This window comes from Collinsella sp. CLA-ER-H8 (assembly GCF_040092335.1).
Lineage (GTDB): Bacteria > Actinomycetota > Coriobacteriia > Coriobacteriales > Coriobacteriaceae > Collinsella.
Genome location: NZ_JBBNLU010000001.1, coordinates 206,775 through 221,843, shown reverse-complemented (window position 1 = coordinate 221,843; position 15,069 = coordinate 206,775). Strand labels below are relative to the sequence as shown.

Below are 15,069 nucleotides of genomic sequence, written 5' to 3'. Positions count from 1 at the left end.
TGTGATGTCTGATCGTTTGACGGTCTTGACGTCTAAGAGCGTCTTTACCGGTACGGGGGACCTGCCGTTTGAAGGTTTCGTAGCGGTCCGTGGCAATCGAATTGAGGCTGTTGGCACCAAGTGTGAGGTAGCTTCGTATTTGACCCAGGCGGACGAGGTAGTTGACCTGGGCGACCGCACCGTCATGCCTGGCCTGATCGATGTACATACCTTCTATACAGGCTGGGCGCTGCGGACGTTGGGGTCTGATCTGTCCGGCATCGCTGATGCCAAAGAGGCCGTGTCGCTCTTGCGTGCATGGAAAGAAGATCATCCGGATTGCGCGGCGGCTTTTGGCCACAACCTACCCGAAACGTTGGCATCGGATGCCGAGAACGCAAATACAGCAGCTGTGTTTGACGATTGTTTTGGCGATATCCCCGTCGTCTGCTTTACATCGGGTGCGGAGACCTGCGTTCTCAATGCTGCCGCCAGTGCGCGATACGGCTTTACACCCCAGGCGTGCTATGCCGAGAAGATCTGGCGCATGATGAGCGATTTCCTCGCGCTGCCCGAGGTGCGTGCCGGGTATTCGGACTACATGAGCATGCTTAACGAGCGCGGCGTTACTGCCATCAAGGAAATGGCGTTTGATGACTACTACGGCTTTGCCGACGAAATGGCTCGCCGTGAGGAATCTGGTGAGCTGACGGTTCGCGTCTCTATGATGTCGCAGCCGGTGGGCGCCGGTGCAAATCTGGCATATGCCCGCGAGGCGCGAGAGCGCTTCCGGGGACCGTTCGTTCGTTTTTCTGGCTTCAACCGTATGACCGATCGCGGCGTATGGGCGGGGCTTGCCGAGATGATAGACCCCTATGAGGACTCGGCCGATGCGGGCGCTGCCGGCAAGACGGTCGTCGAGGAGCCAGAGTGGGATCTGATTGAAAGCGAGCTGCGTGCAATTGATGCTGACGGCTTCCGATATTCCTTGCATTGCCAGGGCGATGGCGCCGTTCGTCGCACCGTGGCGCTCTATGCCTCGCTGCCTCGAGACGAGCATGGACGGATGCTTCGTCGCCATGCGATTACCGATCTCGAGAACTCTGACCCGACCGATCTTGTCAAGTTTGGCAAGTTGGGTGGAATTTGCGAGGTCTATCCGCAGATTCTGACGCTGGACCGGCGCGAGGATTGCCTGTCGATGATGCGTCGACAAATTGGCGAGACGCGACTTTTGCACAGCTGGAATCGCCGCGGCATGGAAGATTCCGGATGCACAGTGTGCTGTGGCACGGATTTGCCGCTGTTGATTCCGAGCTTGGGCGAGTCAATCTACAGTGCGTGCGGCGGATACTTCGACGACGGACTGCCCGTGAATGAGGTCAACACGCTGACGCTTGTCGAGCTCTTGTGCGCTTGGACTGCCGGGGGCGCGTACGACCTGATGCGCGAAGACGAGCTGGGTACGCTTGAGGTTGGCAAGCTTGCCGATATCTGCGTGCTCGATCGGGATGTGTTCGACCTCGATTATCGCGACGCACGTGATCTTGCGGTTGACATGACGATGTCGGACGGACAAATCGTGTTCGATCGAAATAAGGAGGCATAAGATGCCTGAATCCAAACCGACGCTGCGCCGCGAGCAGATTGCGGGCATGAATATCCACTACATCATGTGGTCGCTCGATTACTTCCTTGATGTGCAGCAGCGCTTGGGCTTTGAGTCCATTGAGCTGTGGTGTGCGGAGCCGCATGTGACGCTCGACCACACGGGCTACTTTGAGGCTGAGGTCCTGGCGAAAAAGGCTGCAGACCGTGGGCTTAGGTATCGTACTCTGTGCCCCGAGAATGTTGTCTATCCTTGGCAGTACTGCGCACGCAAACCGCTGCATGAACAGCGCAGCCTGGCGTACTTTAAGCACGGCATTGAGCTTGCCGAGGTACTTGGGTGCGACCGTATGTCCGTCAACTCGGGCTGGGGCGACTGGGACGAGGACCGCGAGGAAGCCTGGAAGCGCAGCCGCGAGCACTTGTCCATTCTGGCGGAGTATGCCGGCGAGCACGGTCTGGTGCTTACGATGGAAAGTCTGCGTCCCGAGGAGAGCAACCTTGTGACGACGGTTTCCGATGCGAAGCGCATGATTGACGAGGTCGCGAGCCCGTACTTACAGCCCATGGTTGATACAACCGCGATGGGCGTTGCAGGCGAGACGCTCGAGGACTGGTTTGCCGCCTTTGGTGATGGGGCAATTCACGAGATGCACTTTATCGACGGTGACCCGTATGGCCATCTGGTGTGGGGCGATGGCAAGCACGATATGGACGCCTTCGTCGCCACGCTCAACGCCCATGGTTTCGACGGCATGCTGGGCCAGGAAATCACGGACGGTCGTTACTACGATGATCCGGCGGCGGCAGATGCCAAGAACATGGCCGCATTCGAGAAATATCTGATTGACTAAAACAACTATCGGCCACGCAGCCAACGTCATTGATTGCGGGCCAAATAAGAAAGGAACTGGATATGAACGCACACGATCTGATCAAAGAGGCAATTGCCGAGAAGGGCAAGTTCGACAGCGTCTACTGGATTGCTTGCGGTGGCTCCATGATCGATTTGATTCCGGCTCATGAGCTTCTGCAGCGCGAGGCAACCACCTTCACTTCGTATATCTATACGGCTCGCGAGTTTGATATCATGCGTCCGCGTCGTCTGGGCGAGAAGTCCCTGGTCATCGCTTGCAGCCACAGCGGCAACACCCCCGAGGTCGTCGAGGGCTGCGAGATTGCCCTTGCTGCCGGTGCTACGGTGATCGCCCAGACCGACAACGCTGGATCCAAGATTGACTCCGGCAAGTGGACCACGTGGGTCTACCCGTGGGGCGAGGGCGTGCCGCAGGCCGAGGTCCCCGCTGGTATTTCGCTGTCGCTTGCGGCCGAGCTGCTCGATCAGCAGGAGGGCTACGCCGATCTTGCCGATATGTATGCCGGTATCGCCGAGATGGATAAGATTCTTCCCCCGGCACGCGAGAAGGTAAATGCCGAGCTGGGCGATCGCTTTGCCAAGCTTTGCCAGGAGCACGAGTTCTTCTATATTCTGGGCAGCGGTCCCAACTTTAGCCAGACCTACGGTTTCGCTATCTGCTCTCTTATGGAGATGCAGTGGCAGCACTGCAGCTACATCCACTCTGCCGAGTACTTCCATGGCCCCTTCGAGGCTACTCAGGATGGCGTTTTTTACTTCCTGCAGATGGGCTCCAGCGAGTGCCGTGCTATGGACGAGCGCGCCCTGGCGTTCCTTAAGACGCATACCGATACGCTGATGGTGCTCGATGCCAAGGAGTACGGTATGGAAGCCGTGCCGGCGAGCGTCCGTGCCTATCTGGACCCGGTGCTGTTCTACGCCATGAACTGCGAGCTGCGTGCCGCACGCGGCAAGGTGTTTGATCACGATCCCGATTTCCGTCGCTATATGGGTGTTGTCGAGTACTAGAAGGAGCAAAGGCCATGGCATTTAACGTTAACGCGCTCGGATTTGGCGACAACGTCGTCGATCGCTACGAGCATATCCACACCATGTATCCCGGCGGCAATGCGGTGAACTTCGCCGTTTATGCCAAGAAATGCGGTGCCGCACGCTCCGCATACATGGGCATTTTTGGCAATGACGCCGCTGCCGAGCATGTCATTGCAAGCCTCGAGGATGAGGGTATCGAGCTTGACAAGTGCGAGCAGATGATTGGCGAGAACGGAGCGGCTCGCGTGACCGTCGTTGACGGTGACCGTGTCTTCCTTGGCTCCAACGAGGGCGGTATCCGTGGCGATGCGCGCTATGTCCTCGATCGCTTTGACCTTGCGTACATGAAGCAGTTCGATGTGGTTCATTCGGGCAACTATTGCTTCACCGAGCGCGAGCTGCCCAAGTTGAAGGCTGCGGGCGTCACGGTCTCTTTTGACTTTTCGGACGACTCCACCGACGAGTACTACGAGCAGATTGCGCCCTACGTCGATTTCGCTTTCTTTAGTGCGGCGGATGCCGCGAGTGAGGACGAGATTCGCGAGCGTCTGGCATGGGTGAAGGGCCTGGGTCCGCGTTTTGTGTCGGCTACGGCGGGCGCCGAGGGCTGCATTGCTTACGACGGCGAGCGTTATTACCGCCAGCTGGCTAAACCGGTAACGGACATGAAGGACACCATGGGGGCGGGCGACTCGTTCCTCACCTCGTTTTTGATGTGCTATCTCGATTCCGCCAAGCGTGGTGAGGATGGCGCCGAGGCCATCGAGCGCGCGCTCGACTTTGCTGCCGGGTTTGCCTCGACCGTGTGCGGCATGGAAGGTTCTTGGGGCCACGGAGCACCAATCGTCGAATAGCCGAGCTGTCCCGGGGAGCTGTATTGGTGCCTTCCCGTGACTCGGTGGTCAAAAAAAGCCAAATATGAGTACTGTGACTAATTTAGTCGCAGCAAAATCGACCCCTTCAGACGTGATTTGAGCGTTTGGAGGGGTTTAAGATTGCGAAAATGCAGGATGAGTGACTGTAAAAGTGTTAGTTAATGGACAATCGTAGATTATTCTGGTGGTCGGAAAGCTCAGAGTAATGTATCCATTTCGCTAGCAGTACTCATATTTGACGTTTTTTGACCACAGGGGTTAGCGAAGGCTAAAAACAGAGTGTGCATTCGCTAAAACCGCCGACTCAATATGCTTTGCGTCGCATTTTTTGAGCGAGGCGACGTGTTCTGAGGCGCTTTCGAGCGATCTGATGAGTGACTGTGCGCTTATTTCTGCGTTTGCCTCCGCTGGTGCATCGGTCTCGAGCAGTAAACGATCGAGTGGAATTTGTCGTACGTATTCGCGTCCTCGTTTAGATGCGAGCATGCGTTCGTTGACGGAAAAATAGCAGCCTGCATCGCGTGCGCGGACAAGCTCGTCCGAGGTGCCGCTAAACCAGTGGAAGATGATAACGGGGGAATCGGGGTTTGGGATGAGTAGTCCATGCGATTCGAGGACGTCCAGTACGGCTTCTGCCGAACGAACGGCGTGAATTGATATCACGCGCCCGGTAAGAGGATGCTGCACGAGCGCATCGCAGAGCCGGTTAAGTGCCTGTATTTGTAGCGGCTCACTTCCAGCAAAGCGCGCGGAAAAGTCGAGTCCGACTTCGCCGATGTAGCGTTCTTGGGCAGCAACTTCGCAAAGCAGATTGACTTCGACAAAACCGCAGTGGCCATCGGCGAGCCACCAGGGGTGAAGCCCAACGCCGGCGATGATGCCTGGTTGGCGACAGGCGCGCTCGTTTGCGGCCGAAAAGTCGCGCGGATTGACGCCGCAGTCAAATAGACCCAAGCCCAGCGCCGTCGCCTCATCGGCAACGGCGTCCGGGTGAGCCATTAAATCAAGATGGCAGTGTGCATCAAATAACCGGGGCTCCATTTCGGTGCGCTCCGCTAGTCCAGACGTTGGCCATCGGAGCGTACGCGCTCAGTGCCGCGGCCGCTGATCTGGCGGATAACCTCGCCGGCAATCATCTGGCCCATGATGGGCGGCATAAAGCTGGCGGTTCCCAGCTCGGTGCGCTCGTGGATGTTGGAAGGGTCGCGGGGCTGTGTCTTAACCGATTCCTCGCAGCTAAACAGTACATGCAGGCTCTTGATTCCGCGCTTCTTGCATTCTTTGCGCATGATGCGGCTCATGGGGTCACGTACCGTATCGAAAATGTCGGCAAAGCGGAGGCACTCGGGATGGAGCTTGTTGGCCCCGCCCATGGAGCTAACCAAACGAATGTCGTGGTCCTGAGCATATTTGGCAATGGCGAGCTTGGCCGAGATGGTGTCGATGGCGTCGACGACGTAGTCGAGCTTGCCGTCCGTCTGCTCCAAAACGCTCGCGAAGAAATCATCGATGTTGTCGCTCAGCAAGTATTCAGTTCGCTTGATGACGGCAGCGGCGGGATTGATGTCGTGGATCATGGCTTCCATCACGTCAACCTTGCGCTTTCCGATGGTGCTGTGAAAGGCGATGGCCTGGCGATTGATATTACTGGGCGCGATGATGTCCTTATCCAGAATGACGAAATGACTGATGCCGCCGCGGGCGAGTGCCTCGCAGCAGTTGGAGCCCACGCCTCCGCAGCCGAGCACCAGCACCGTAGCATCGGCGAGCTTATCAAGTGCCTCGCGGCCCATGATAATCTCGAGCTTGGTGTCGCGTGTCTCGATGGCGGCTGCGGCAGTGGTTTCGGTCATAGATATCCTCCGATGGGGAAGCGAATCGTGTTTTAGCTATCGTCATTATAGGTAATCGCCCATAGGTTGCGATGGCGTTTGCTTTGATGTGGTTTGAAGCATTGAGATTAGATAGTTCATAGAACAGTATAACACGAGAGGCGTATCTTGTCAATATTTCAAAAAGGGGGGTGGCAATAATTTCCTCTGCCTATGTTTCGGGATATGAATTATAAAGTTTAATCTTCCTGCATATAGCAACATTCCATTGAGAAAATATGAAATATACAATGTAGATGGGTAGTGCTATATGGCAAATATCAAAGATTGTCCCGGCTTTGAAACTTTCGGCGCAGATGTAAAAGAGGCGCGGAAAGTCAAACAGTTATCGCGTAAGACGCTGGCGGAACAGGTCAATATCGACTGGCGCTATCTTGCCAACATCGAAAATGACGGCACGATTCCCAGCCTGCCGGTTATCATACAGCTTATCAAAATCTGCGGGCTTCCCGTGGAACGGTATTTTAACCCGGAGGTCATGCGGGAGGAAAGCGCACAGCGGCAGCGGGTCAGCCACAAGCTGAAACTCTGCCCGGAAGAATTTCTGCCGATCATCGAGGGCGCGATTGACGGGGCCATTCAAATCCAACAGAAGAATGACGAAACGGAGGGTGCATGACAACCCTCTGTTTTGTTTTTGGGAGGACGCAGAGCTGCGCCCTTCTTTTTTTGTGCGGTTTTCGGGAAAACAGGGATTTTGCGGGTATTTCCTTGGGGTCAGAACGCTTTTTAGGGGAAGAAGAACAAAGACAGCAAGCATAGGGAGTGTAGCCACACTCCCGGCAAACGGCTTCCCGTTTGTATCTTGGGGAAGTCCCCAAACCCCTGAATGAATGGAGGTGAGAAAGTAGCAAACCGAAAACGGAAGTTTGTGCTGCGCGTCCCGGTGACGCCGGAGGAACGGGCGCTGATCCAACAGAAGATGGCCCAGCTTGGCACAAAGAACTTTTCTGCCTACGCCCGGAAAATGCTGATTGACGGCTATATCGTCCATATCGACACCGGCCCCGTCCGGGCGCAGACCGCAGAGCTGCAAAAAATCGGCGTCAACATCAACCAGATTGCAAGGCGTATCAACAGTACCGGGACTGTGTACGCGCAGGACTTGGAGGACATCAAGGGGGCGCTGGCACAGATATGGCAGTTACAAAGATCCATCCTATCAAGTCAACGCTGAAAAAGGCGCTGGACTACATCGAGAACCCGGACAAGACCGATGAAAAGCTGTTCGTTTCTTCCTATGGCTGTTCCTATGAAACAGCGGATATTGAATTTCAAATGCTGTTAGATCAGGCGTACCAAAAGGGCAACAATCTGGCCCACCACCTGATACAAGCCTTTGAACCGGGGGAAACCACGGCGGAGCAGGCCCATGAGATCGGGCGGCAGCTTGCCGATGAAGTGTTGCAAGGCAAATACCCCTATGTGATTACCACCCACATCGACAAGGGCCATCTGCATAACCACATCATTTTCTGCGCCGTGGATATGGCGAACCAGCGCAAGTACATTTCCAACCGCCAGAGCTATGCCTTTATCCGGCGCACCAGCGACCGGCTGTGCAAGGAACACGGCCTGTCTGTGGTAAAGCCCGGCAAGGACAAGGGCAAAACCTATGCCGAGTGGGACGCACAGAAAAAGGGCAAGAGCTGGAAAGCAAAACTGAAAATTGCCATCGACGCGGCCATTCCGCAGGCCAAAGACTTTGACGGCTTTTTGCGGCTCATGGAGACGCAGGGCTATGAAGTCAAACAGGGCAAGTTTATTTCATTCCGCGCTCCCGGACAGGAACGCTTCACCCGCTGCAAGACCTTGGGGGAGGATTACACCGAGGAACGGATCACCCGGCGGATCAAGGGCATTGCCATTGACCGGGGGCCGCGCAGAAGAAGCGACGGGGAAATCTCCCTGCGGATTGCCTTGGAGGACAGTATCAAGGCCCAGCAGTCGGCGGGCTATGCGCGGTGGGCGAAGCTGCACAACTTGAAGCAGGCCGCCAATTCCTTAAACTTCCTCACAGAACACCAGATCGACAGCTACGAGGGCTTGGAAAGCAGGCTGGCCGAGATCAGCGCGGCAAACGACGCGGCGGCCTCCGCCCTGAAAGACGCGGAACGCCGACTTGGGGATATGGCGCTGCTGATAAAAAACCTCTCCGCCTACAAGCAGCTCCGGCCTGTGGCGCTGGAACTGCGAAATGCCAAAGACAAGGCCGCGTTCCGGCGGCAGCATGAAAGCCAACTGATCTTGTATGAGGCGGCGGCAAAGGCGCTCAAAGAGGCCGGGATCACAAAGCTCCCCAACCTGTACGCCCTCAAAACCGAGTATAAAAAGCTGGACGCAGAACGGGAACGGCTGTCCGCACAGTACAGCGAAGCGAAACAGAAATTGAAAGAATACGGCATTGTCAAACAGAATGTAGACAGCATTTTGCGGACAGCGCCGGGAAAGGAGCATACGCAGGAACGATGAACATACCGAGAATGAGTTACCCCCAATACCGCAAGGCCCGCAGGCTCACTCATGAGTGCTGCAACTACTGTAACGGAAACTGCCTCCTGCTGGACGATGGGGAGGAATGTGTCTGTGTGCAGAGTATTTCCTATTCGCTGCTGTGCCGGTGGTTCAAGGTGGCCGTCCTGCCGCTGGACGCGGCCCTGTGCGCCGAGATCACCAAAGGCCGGGACGAGATCAAACGCTGCGCCGTCTGCGGGGCGGCGTTTACACCCAACTCCAACCGAGCCAAATACTGCCCGGATTGCGCGGTGCAGGTGCGCCGGAAGAAAGAGGCGGAACGCCAGCGGAAAAGATACCTCCTGTCTACGCATTTAGGGCGGTAAAAGTCCACGGAAATCAAGGGTTTTTCCGCATGGTCGGCAGGCAGGTGGATAAAGTTATCCTGTTCCCCTCAAAACGGGGTTCTAAATGCGGGAAAATGGACAAAAAAGAAGCGCCGGACGCAGAGGCTTTGATAGCCTCCGCGCCCGGCGTTTTTTCAGCCTATTAGCTGCTCTACATAGGTAATCAGGGGATGCAGTTGTTTCAGGCGAAACATCTCAAATAACTTATCTGAACTTACCCATTGAACATCTACAACTTCTGTTTCCTGTAAACGCATTTCTTCAATCTTTATATCCCTATGAAACAGCCAAACATCGTAAAAATCCTGCACATTTTCCCGTCTGGTCTGATAAATCAATTTTTCACTTCCGGGAGTAAGCAGTATTCCTAATTCTTCTTTTACCTCTCGGATTGCTCCTTGCAAGCTGGTTTCCCCGGAAAGTACAGAACCACCCGTACATTCCCAATAAAGAGGGTATTGCTTTTTCGGATGCCGCTGTGATAAAAGATACTGCCCCTGCTGATTGACGATCCATGCACTCACAGATAAATGATACAGCCCTTTGGGTATGATTTCTCCACGGCACACTGTTATTCCAGACTTTTCCCGTTTTGCATTATATAAATCCCATTTTTCCATTTTCATGCCTCTTTGTGTGGGATCGGTGCTTGCCGAAAATCAAGTAAGTAAATATCAGCAATCCTTTCTATCTCTGCACGCTGATCTGCGGAATACTTATCATAAATCCCACCTGCTAACATACGGGCTGCCTTTGCGCTTTTAATTGCTGGAAGTACATCATCAAACACAATGCAGTGTTCAGGTGCGACCCCTAATTTTTTTGCAGCCAATTCAAAGACATCCGAATATTCTTTTCCCCGCTGCACCTCATCTGTTGAACATAAGGCGTCTATGAATAATTTAATAGATTTCTAATTATCTCTTTAGATGTTCTTATATGCCGGTATAGCCCGTTACTTCGGGCTTTTCCGGCACTTTTCATATCGGAAGAACCTCACAAATCTTTTTATTACCCCTCATGTTTTCACTCTCAAAAGTAGTAAAAGTAGTAGTAAATTCTGCGTACTACTTATGCCGCCTTGGTTTCCTCGGCGTTTTCCGCCGCAGTTTCCGGCTTGGCCTCTGTGGTGGTTTTTGCCTTGGCTTGCAGCCGTTCCATTTCCTCCTGTGCGGAATGGAAAGTAGCGTGGGCGTAATAGTTCAGCGTCATTACAATGTTGGCGTGTCCCATGATGTACTGCAATGCTTTGGGGTTCATGCCCGCGTTTGCCATTCTGGTACAGAATGTATGCCGCATGGTGTGCGGCGTCATCACATCGGGCAGCGGCTCCTTGTGGCACTTGTTGTACTTCTTGGCAAGGCACTTGAACATGGCGTCATAGTTGACGGCGGTTTTGGGCAGGCCATCCCGGTTCAGGAACAGGAAGTCCTTATAACCATCAACCTTAATGCACCTGCCGTCCCTGCGCTTCTTCAACACGCGCTCAAACGCTTCATAGGCGGCTGCGCTCATCGGCACTTGACGGAATCCGCTTTCTGTTTTTGGCGCTTCGATATAGTAGCCGTCCTCGGTGCTTCTCAAAAGCTGGTGGTCTACATTCACAAAGCGCTTCTCAAAATTCAGGTCGGCTGGCGTCAGGCCGCAGAGTTCGGAAATACGAAGCCCGGTTTCCAGCAGGATCACCACCTCGTCATAATACTTGGCATAGACAGGATCGTTCTGCATGAAGTCCAAAAGCTCGTTTTCCTGTGTAGGGGTAAGCGGCACCTTTGGTACGGTATCGTCGTTGATAACCTCATTGATCTGGAAGTCAAAGGGATTCTTGCGGAGGCAGTCGTCCTGTACGGCCATATAAAAGATGGCTTTTAAGGAACGCTTGCTGTTGCAGATGGTGTTGTAGGCAACGCCCTTTTCCTGCATACGCAAGGCCCATTCTTTCGCGTCGGACAGCTTCACGCTGTCAATGCTGGCCGCGCCCAGCTTATCTTCGGACAGAAGTTTCATCAACTGCTGGCGGCTCTTTTGGGTTCCTTTCCGCACATTCCCGCGCTGCCGGATGTACTTTTCATAAAGCTGGCACACGGTCATTTTCTTGCCGATGGTGTCGATCCCGTCGTCAAGGTCTTTCTGTATCTGCTTGATCTTCTCGCGCAGGGAAAGACAGGGCCGCTTCCCGGCAGGTACTTTGTCGGTGGGTACTAACTTCCATGAGTAAACAAACTGGGGTTCTCCAAAGGTGTCAATGTATTTGTAAGCGTATCTTCCATCTGATCGCTGGCTCTCTCCAGACTTCAAAAGGCGGCCTTTGTTGTCCCGTCTTTTTTCATCTCGTTCTTTTCTTGGCATTTCGTCATGCTCCTTTCCATGACGGAAAGAGCCTTGACACGCTTATAACCTATTATAACACGCGCAAGGCCCTTTTTCACTATATTGTGTCAAGGGAATCAATAATTTTTTCAAACTGCTTCCGTTTGATCTGGATGCGGTTGCCGTTTAAGATCACCCAGCCAGCGGTGGGGGTTTCCTCGGCAAGCCGACGCAGTTTGTTTTCCCCGATCCGAAAATATTTAGACGCTTCCTCAATGGTGAGCGTGTATTTTTCCCAAATAGGCACATCGTTATTACTCATAACATGGCCCCCTTTCTTTTCAAAACAAAGGTTATTGTTGTGAAAGTGGGCAGAAAGTAACGGACGGCTGCTGGCACAGCTCCACGGGAATCTCACCCCCGCGTGGTTCTCACGCGGCCCTGCTCGTTGCCTGCGACGCTTCAAACGCTCGGACTACGACGGCAAGGGAGTATCATTGTCCTGTCTGCGCGTCGTCGCCCGCAGGCTGCCACACCTGCTTTACGGCCCAGTAAAATCGCTCCGCTTATCCCAATGAGGGAAAACCTCTTGGCGCACCTGCCGCCCGGCTCGGCGCAGACAGAATGTATCCGTCTGCCCTATGACGCGCCGCCATTGTCCTGCGGGCGTATTTGTCAAGGAGCAAAGGGGCCACCGGGAAAACAGGCAGGCGGGGAAAGGGAAAGCCGCCTGTCTATGGCCGGGGCCTTAACCGTCAGTCGCCAATGGGACTAACGATGGAATGGATCAGCTTGATTTGCAATCGGCGCTTCATATACTCGTCAATGCAGATATGAGGCTGACCGCTGCCGTCATAGAGCGTCCGGGTACACAGCTTATTGATATAGCCGTCATAATGCTGCAAGACACGCTCCACGGCTTCGGCGTTACCGGCGCAGGCCGCGTCGATCACAAAATCAGGCAGAGGGCTTTTGCCCTTGTAACTGGATTGCTTCATCCGCGTTTAACCTCCCTCCGGCATGAACGCCATCAATTTTACACGCAGGTCTTTTAAGGTGCTTGTCCTGTGGCGCTGTACTGCGCTGCGGGACATTCCCATCAGGCGGCCAATTTCTTCGTCAGTCAAATCCAGAACAAAGCGGAGAATCAAAATACTCTGCTCGTCTTTTGGCAGGCTGGCAAACGCTTCGGCCACAAGCTCGTTGTCGATATGTAGGTCATAGCCATGCGAACTGAATGTAAAGCTGTCGCAGGAATACCGATCTACGGTCGAGAGCTTGTCCCAATCAGCCGGGGAAAGAGCGTCCAGCGACACTTCACGGTCGCGGCGGCACTTCATTTCCCGCAGATAATCTATCGCCTCATGGTACAGAACCAGCTTGCAGTAGCGGTCAAACTGGCCCCATTCACCGTATTTGCGGGGGATCGCTTCCATCTTCTCACCCCCTTTCTATGGGGGATGTGGTGGTTCTCTCCCTTTCCGCCAATAGAGCGAATGGAATCTCTCTGGCTGCCCGCTAAACGCCTCCTTTTTTCACTTTTTTGAAATTTCTTTTTGCGCCGGATAGCAGACCGCAGGAAATAACAAAATTCGCCCGGCAGATCAAAGACCCGCTGGGCGAAACAAAAAGCAATATGTTCTTTTCCTACATAGTATAGTACATACGCACAGCCGCTTGTCCCCGCTGCCGGGGGACGGCTTTTTTTGACAGGCTAACCCCTGTCGGAATTTGTCGAAGTAGTTTTCGTTGCATGGCGGCTCCCTCCTAAAGCCGCCATGCCAGAACACGGTGCAGGGGTCGTCGAAGCAAAAAGAAACGGCGGCCTTGATCTACTCAAAACCGCCGTATCCGTCAGTGATACAGGAAAGCGCACGAAATCCTCTGCCCGTCAGCGGTTTTTTTCTTTTCCCCGCTGTGGAGGCAGATGTTTGAATATGCAGGTATGTTTCATGCCGCAAAGGCCACAAAACATACCATGTTAGTCATTCAATTTGAATTAGAGTTCAATTCTTGCTTTCGATGGCTTATCTTTACAATAAGTAACTTTAATCGTTGTTCCCTTGTCAGGGACTTTGTTTCCTGCGCCAATCCATTTTCGGCAGATGTAATCTTTTCCGTCTATCGTATATTTGACCTTGATAGTATGCGGAAAGGCTGCGCCATCCATCGCATGAACGCGGGCAGGTTTACGATTCACTTTTAACCACCATTGTTTTGTAACTGAAATTACAGTTCCCATTGTTTCTTTTTCCATAAGTTATACCTCCAATGATATTTTTGATTGATGATACCTATTTTCTATTCAGCCTTTTCTTTGTTTGTAGTAAAAGCGGAACGCTGCTGCGCCGGTGGCCGCCAACTGTACCAGAATCAGCACAGCAAACAGACCGAAGCTCTCATAGTAGAACAGTTCATAGAACATCTAAATATCGAGTATAGTGTGCACGTCATGAGAGATGATGAGAGGAGGTCTTATGCCGGGAGAGGGTTTTAAGGCGCTTGCCGATCCAACGCGACGGCGCATTTTGGAGTTGCTGCGCGAGGGCAATTGCACGGCGGGGGAGCTTGCCGAGCATTTCGATATCAGTAAGCCGTCGCTGAGCCATCACTTGGCGACGCTCAAAAACGCCGGGTTGGTGACCGACGAGCGCCATGGCCAAAACATCGTATACAGCTTAAACACCACCGTCATGCAGGATTTAATTGGCTGGTTTATGGGCTTTACAAACACTGAAGGTGATAAGGATGAATAACGAAAACAAGGGCATTCACCCCACGGGGGTATCGTCGCGCGTGTGGATTGCGCTGGTCGCTCTGTGCGTCGCCAATGTCGTAGCGCACCTCATGGTGATGCCGAGCTTGCCTACGCAGATTCCCACGCACTGGGGCGCGAACGGCGCCGTCGACGGTTGGGGTCCTAGCTGGATGGCCTCCGCGCTCGGCGTGCTGCCTCTGGCGCTTCTCGCAATGTTCCGCATGGTGCCGCGCATCGACCCCAAAGGTGAGGCATATCGAACCTCGGGCAAGTTCTACCAGGGCTTCGTAATCGCCTTCACCTTGTTCATGTGCGCCATAAGCTGGCTGGGAGAGCTTACGGTCTGGGGCGTGGTGCCGGCGGCCGGTTCGGTTAACGTGCTGATTTCCGGTGTTGTCGGTTTGCTATTCATCGGCGTAGGCAACTACTTGCCGCGTGTGAAGCAGAACTATACGCTCGGTATCAAGACACCTTGGGCGCTTGCCGATCCCGAGAACTGGCGCCGTACTCAGCGTTTTGGCGGCGCCTGCTTTATGGTGCTGGGTATTGGCCTGATTGTGATGGGCGTGGCAGGCAGCGTGCTTTCGAGTGAAGTCGTCGCCGCGGTGATTGCGGTTCTGGCGTTTGGTTCGGTTGGAGCCGTCTACGTCTACTCGTATCTGTTGTGGCGCAAATCGCAGCGAGCCGCTCGTTAAGGTTGCGGAAAACTAGCGTACGCAGTTCATAGTATGTTCCGGGGGACTTTTCCCAGGTAGTATTAGGGGGTGTGGGCAACCATGCCCCTTTTTCGTTACGTTTCAGAGCTGGTTCCCTCATTTCGTTTCCACTAAAGCGAATCAAGAATAGGGAAACAGCAGGTAGAAAGGATAGAACAGGC

The 15,069-nt window shown here is 53.9% G+C and carries 19 protein-coding genes; 10 read left to right on the top strand and 9 right to left on the bottom strand.

Translation table 11 applies throughout. The annotated features are described in order from the left end of the window. The first annotated feature begins 4 nt into the window (after positions 1 to 4). The 4 genes from AAAX72_RS00995 to AAAX72_RS00980 all read left to right on the top strand — a co-directional run bounded on the left by AAAX72_RS00995 (position 5) and on the right by AAAX72_RS00980 (position 4,350). Positions 5 to 1,588, top strand: a complete 1,584-nt coding sequence (locus AAAX72_RS00995) for an amidohydrolase family protein (RefSeq protein WP_349128620.1) — start codon at positions 5 to 7, stop codon at positions 1,586 to 1,588. A 1-nt stretch (position 1,589) separates the two neighbouring features. Continuing rightward, complete coding sequence (locus tag AAAX72_RS00990) at positions 1,590 to 2,441, top strand: sugar phosphate isomerase/epimerase family protein (protein ID WP_117840177.1); 852 nt, start codon at positions 1,590 to 1,592, stop codon at positions 2,439 to 2,441. Between the two features lie 62 nt (positions 2,442 to 2,503). Next, on the top strand, positions 2,504 to 3,472 hold the full coding sequence (locus AAAX72_RS00985) for an SIS domain-containing protein (RefSeq protein WP_022094440.1): 969 nt from the start codon (positions 2,504 to 2,506) through the stop codon (positions 3,470 to 3,472). Between the two features lie 14 nt (positions 3,473 to 3,486). Continuing rightward, a complete protein-coding gene (locus AAAX72_RS00980) occupies positions 3,487 to 4,350 on the top strand; it encodes a PfkB family carbohydrate kinase (protein WP_006234359.1) in 864 nt (287 codons plus the stop codon). Between the two features lie 279 nt (positions 4,351 to 4,629). Here the strand turns inward: AAAX72_RS00980 and AAAX72_RS00975 are convergent, their stop codons facing one another. Both AAAX72_RS00975 and AAAX72_RS00970 read right to left on the bottom strand, forming a co-directional pair. After that, the gene (locus AAAX72_RS00975) at positions 4,630 to 5,412 is read right to left on the bottom strand and encodes a TatD family hydrolase (protein ID WP_349128618.1); all 783 of its coding nucleotides are present in this window, start codon (positions 5,410 to 5,412) and stop codon (positions 4,630 to 4,632) included. Between the two features lie 14 nt (positions 5,413 to 5,426). Continuing rightward, a complete protein-coding gene (locus tag AAAX72_RS00970; RefSeq protein WP_349128617.1) occupies positions 5,427 to 6,224 on the bottom strand; it encodes a tRNA threonylcarbamoyladenosine dehydratase in 798 nt (265 codons plus the stop codon). Positions 6,225 to 6,513: 289 nt separating this feature from the next. Between AAAX72_RS00970 and AAAX72_RS00965 the strand changes: the two genes are divergently transcribed. The 4 genes from AAAX72_RS00965 (at position 6,514) to AAAX72_RS00950 (ending at position 9,103) form a co-directional block, all read left to right on the top strand. After that, a complete protein-coding gene (locus tag AAAX72_RS00965) occupies positions 6,514 to 6,882 on the top strand; it encodes a helix-turn-helix transcriptional regulator (protein WP_215693583.1) in 369 nt (122 codons plus the stop codon). A gap of 210 nt (positions 6,883 to 7,092) precedes the next feature. Further along, a complete protein-coding gene (gene mobC / locus AAAX72_RS00960; protein ID WP_081331393.1) occupies positions 7,093 to 7,440 on the top strand; it encodes a plasmid mobilization relaxosome protein MobC in 348 nt (115 codons plus the stop codon). Next, a complete protein-coding gene (locus AAAX72_RS00955) occupies positions 7,401 to 8,735 on the top strand; it encodes a relaxase/mobilization nuclease domain-containing protein (protein WP_237945793.1) in 1,335 nt (444 codons plus the stop codon). The genes mobC and AAAX72_RS00955 overlap by 40 nt, the downstream gene beginning before the upstream one ends. Further along, a complete protein-coding gene (locus tag AAAX72_RS00950; protein ID WP_008689659.1) occupies positions 8,732 to 9,103 on the top strand; it encodes a cysteine-rich VLP domain-containing protein in 372 nt (123 codons plus the stop codon). The genes AAAX72_RS00955 and AAAX72_RS00950 overlap by 4 nt, the downstream gene beginning before the upstream one ends. 155 nt (positions 9,104 to 9,258) lie before the next feature. Here the strand turns inward: AAAX72_RS00950 and AAAX72_RS00945 are convergent, their stop codons facing one another. From AAAX72_RS00945 to AAAX72_RS00915, 7 genes are all read right to left on the bottom strand, one after another. Next, complete coding sequence (locus AAAX72_RS00945; RefSeq protein WP_237966635.1) at positions 9,259 to 9,744, bottom strand: NUDIX domain-containing protein; 486 nt, start codon at positions 9,742 to 9,744, stop codon at positions 9,259 to 9,261. 2 nt (positions 9,745 to 9,746) lie between these two features. Continuing rightward, positions 9,747 to 10,019, bottom strand: coding sequence for an HAD-IA family hydrolase (locus tag AAAX72_RS00940; protein WP_349128679.1), 273 nt, complete (start codon positions 10,017 to 10,019; stop codon positions 9,747 to 9,749). Positions 10,020 to 10,195: 176 nt separating this feature from the next. After that, positions 10,196 to 11,473, bottom strand: a complete 1,278-nt coding sequence (locus AAAX72_RS00935) for a tyrosine-type recombinase/integrase (protein ID WP_349128614.1) — start codon at positions 11,471 to 11,473, stop codon at positions 10,196 to 10,198. A gap of 79 nt (positions 11,474 to 11,552) precedes the next feature. Next, positions 11,553 to 11,756 (bottom strand): excisionase, encoded by a 204-nt coding sequence (locus tag AAAX72_RS00930; RefSeq protein WP_069424004.1) that lies wholly within the window; start codon positions 11,754 to 11,756, stop codon positions 11,553 to 11,555. 433 nt (positions 11,757 to 12,189) lie between these two features. Beyond that, entirely contained in the window at positions 12,190 to 12,432 is a 243-nt protein-coding gene (locus AAAX72_RS00925) for a helix-turn-helix domain-containing protein (RefSeq protein ID WP_004611627.1), read from the bottom strand. Between the two features lie 6 nt (positions 12,433 to 12,438). Continuing rightward, on the bottom strand, positions 12,439 to 12,870 hold the full coding sequence (locus AAAX72_RS00920; RefSeq protein ID WP_015554803.1) for a sigma-70 family RNA polymerase sigma factor: 432 nt from the start codon (positions 12,868 to 12,870) through the stop codon (positions 12,439 to 12,441). A gap of 563 nt (positions 12,871 to 13,433) precedes the next feature. Beyond that, the gene (locus tag AAAX72_RS00915) at positions 13,434 to 13,691 is read right to left on the bottom strand and encodes a sugar ABC transporter permease (protein ID WP_117502867.1); all 258 of its coding nucleotides are present in this window, start codon (positions 13,689 to 13,691) and stop codon (positions 13,434 to 13,436) included. 220 nt (positions 13,692 to 13,911) lie between these two features. Here AAAX72_RS00915 and AAAX72_RS00910 point away from each other — a divergent pair, with 220 nt between their 5' ends. Together AAAX72_RS00910 and AAAX72_RS00905 are read left to right on the top strand one after the other, a co-directional pair. Beyond that, entirely contained in the window at positions 13,912 to 14,190 is a 279-nt protein-coding gene (locus tag AAAX72_RS00910) for an autorepressor SdpR family transcription factor (protein WP_022094448.1), read from the top strand. After that, the gene (locus tag AAAX72_RS00905) at positions 14,183 to 14,887 is read left to right on the top strand and encodes an SdpI family protein (protein WP_152067795.1); all 705 of its coding nucleotides are present in this window, start codon (positions 14,183 to 14,185) and stop codon (positions 14,885 to 14,887) included. The genes AAAX72_RS00910 and AAAX72_RS00905 overlap by 8 nt, the downstream gene beginning before the upstream one ends. Positions 14,888 to 15,069 lie beyond the last annotated feature (182 nt).

Coding starts and splice junctions, on each gene's coding strand:
- AAAX72_RS00995 (WP_349128620.1), top strand. CDS start 5: ATGTCTGATCGTTTGACGGTCTTGACGTCTAAGAGCGTCTTTACCGGT.
- AAAX72_RS00990 (WP_117840177.1), top strand. CDS start 1,590: ATGCCTGAATCCAAACCGACGCTGCGCCGCGAGCAGATTGCGGGCATG.
- AAAX72_RS00985 (WP_022094440.1), top strand. CDS start 2,504: ATGAACGCACACGATCTGATCAAAGAGGCAATTGCCGAGAAGGGCAAG.
- AAAX72_RS00980 (WP_006234359.1), top strand. CDS start 3,487: ATGGCATTTAACGTTAACGCGCTCGGATTTGGCGACAACGTCGTCGAT.
- AAAX72_RS00975 (WP_349128618.1), bottom strand. CDS start 5,412: ATGGAGCCCCGGTTATTTGATGCACACTGCCATCTTGATTTAATGGCT.
- AAAX72_RS00970 (WP_349128617.1), bottom strand. CDS start 6,224: ATGACCGAAACCACTGCCGCAGCCGCCATCGAGACACGCGACACCAAG.
- AAAX72_RS00965 (WP_215693583.1), top strand. CDS start 6,514: ATGGCAAATATCAAAGATTGTCCCGGCTTTGAAACTTTCGGCGCAGAT.
- mobC (WP_081331393.1), top strand. CDS start 7,093: ATGAATGGAGGTGAGAAAGTAGCAAACCGAAAACGGAAGTTTGTGCTG.
- AAAX72_RS00955 (WP_237945793.1), top strand. CDS start 7,401: ATGGCAGTTACAAAGATCCATCCTATCAAGTCAACGCTGAAAAAGGCG.
- AAAX72_RS00950 (WP_008689659.1), top strand. CDS start 8,732: ATGAACATACCGAGAATGAGTTACCCCCAATACCGCAAGGCCCGCAGG.
- AAAX72_RS00945 (WP_237966635.1), bottom strand. CDS start 9,744: ATGGAAAAATGGGATTTATATAATGCAAAACGGGAAAAGTCTGGAATA.
- AAAX72_RS00935 (WP_349128614.1), bottom strand. CDS start 11,473: ATGCCAAGAAAAGAACGAGATGAAAAAAGACGGGACAACAAAGGCCGC.
- AAAX72_RS00930 (WP_069424004.1), bottom strand. CDS start 11,756: ATGAGTAATAACGATGTGCCTATTTGGGAAAAATACACGCTCACCATT.
- AAAX72_RS00925 (WP_004611627.1), bottom strand. CDS start 12,432: ATGAAGCAATCCAGTTACAAGGGCAAAAGCCCTCTGCCTGATTTTGTG.
- AAAX72_RS00920 (WP_015554803.1), bottom strand. CDS start 12,870: ATGGAAGCGATCCCCCGCAAATACGGTGAATGGGGCCAGTTTGACCGC.
- AAAX72_RS00915 (WP_117502867.1), bottom strand. CDS start 13,691: ATGGAAAAAGAAACAATGGGAACTGTAATTTCAGTTACAAAACAATGG.
- AAAX72_RS00910 (WP_022094448.1), top strand. CDS start 13,912: ATGCCGGGAGAGGGTTTTAAGGCGCTTGCCGATCCAACGCGACGGCGC.
- AAAX72_RS00905 (WP_152067795.1), top strand. CDS start 14,183: ATGAATAACGAAAACAAGGGCATTCACCCCACGGGGGTATCGTCGCGC.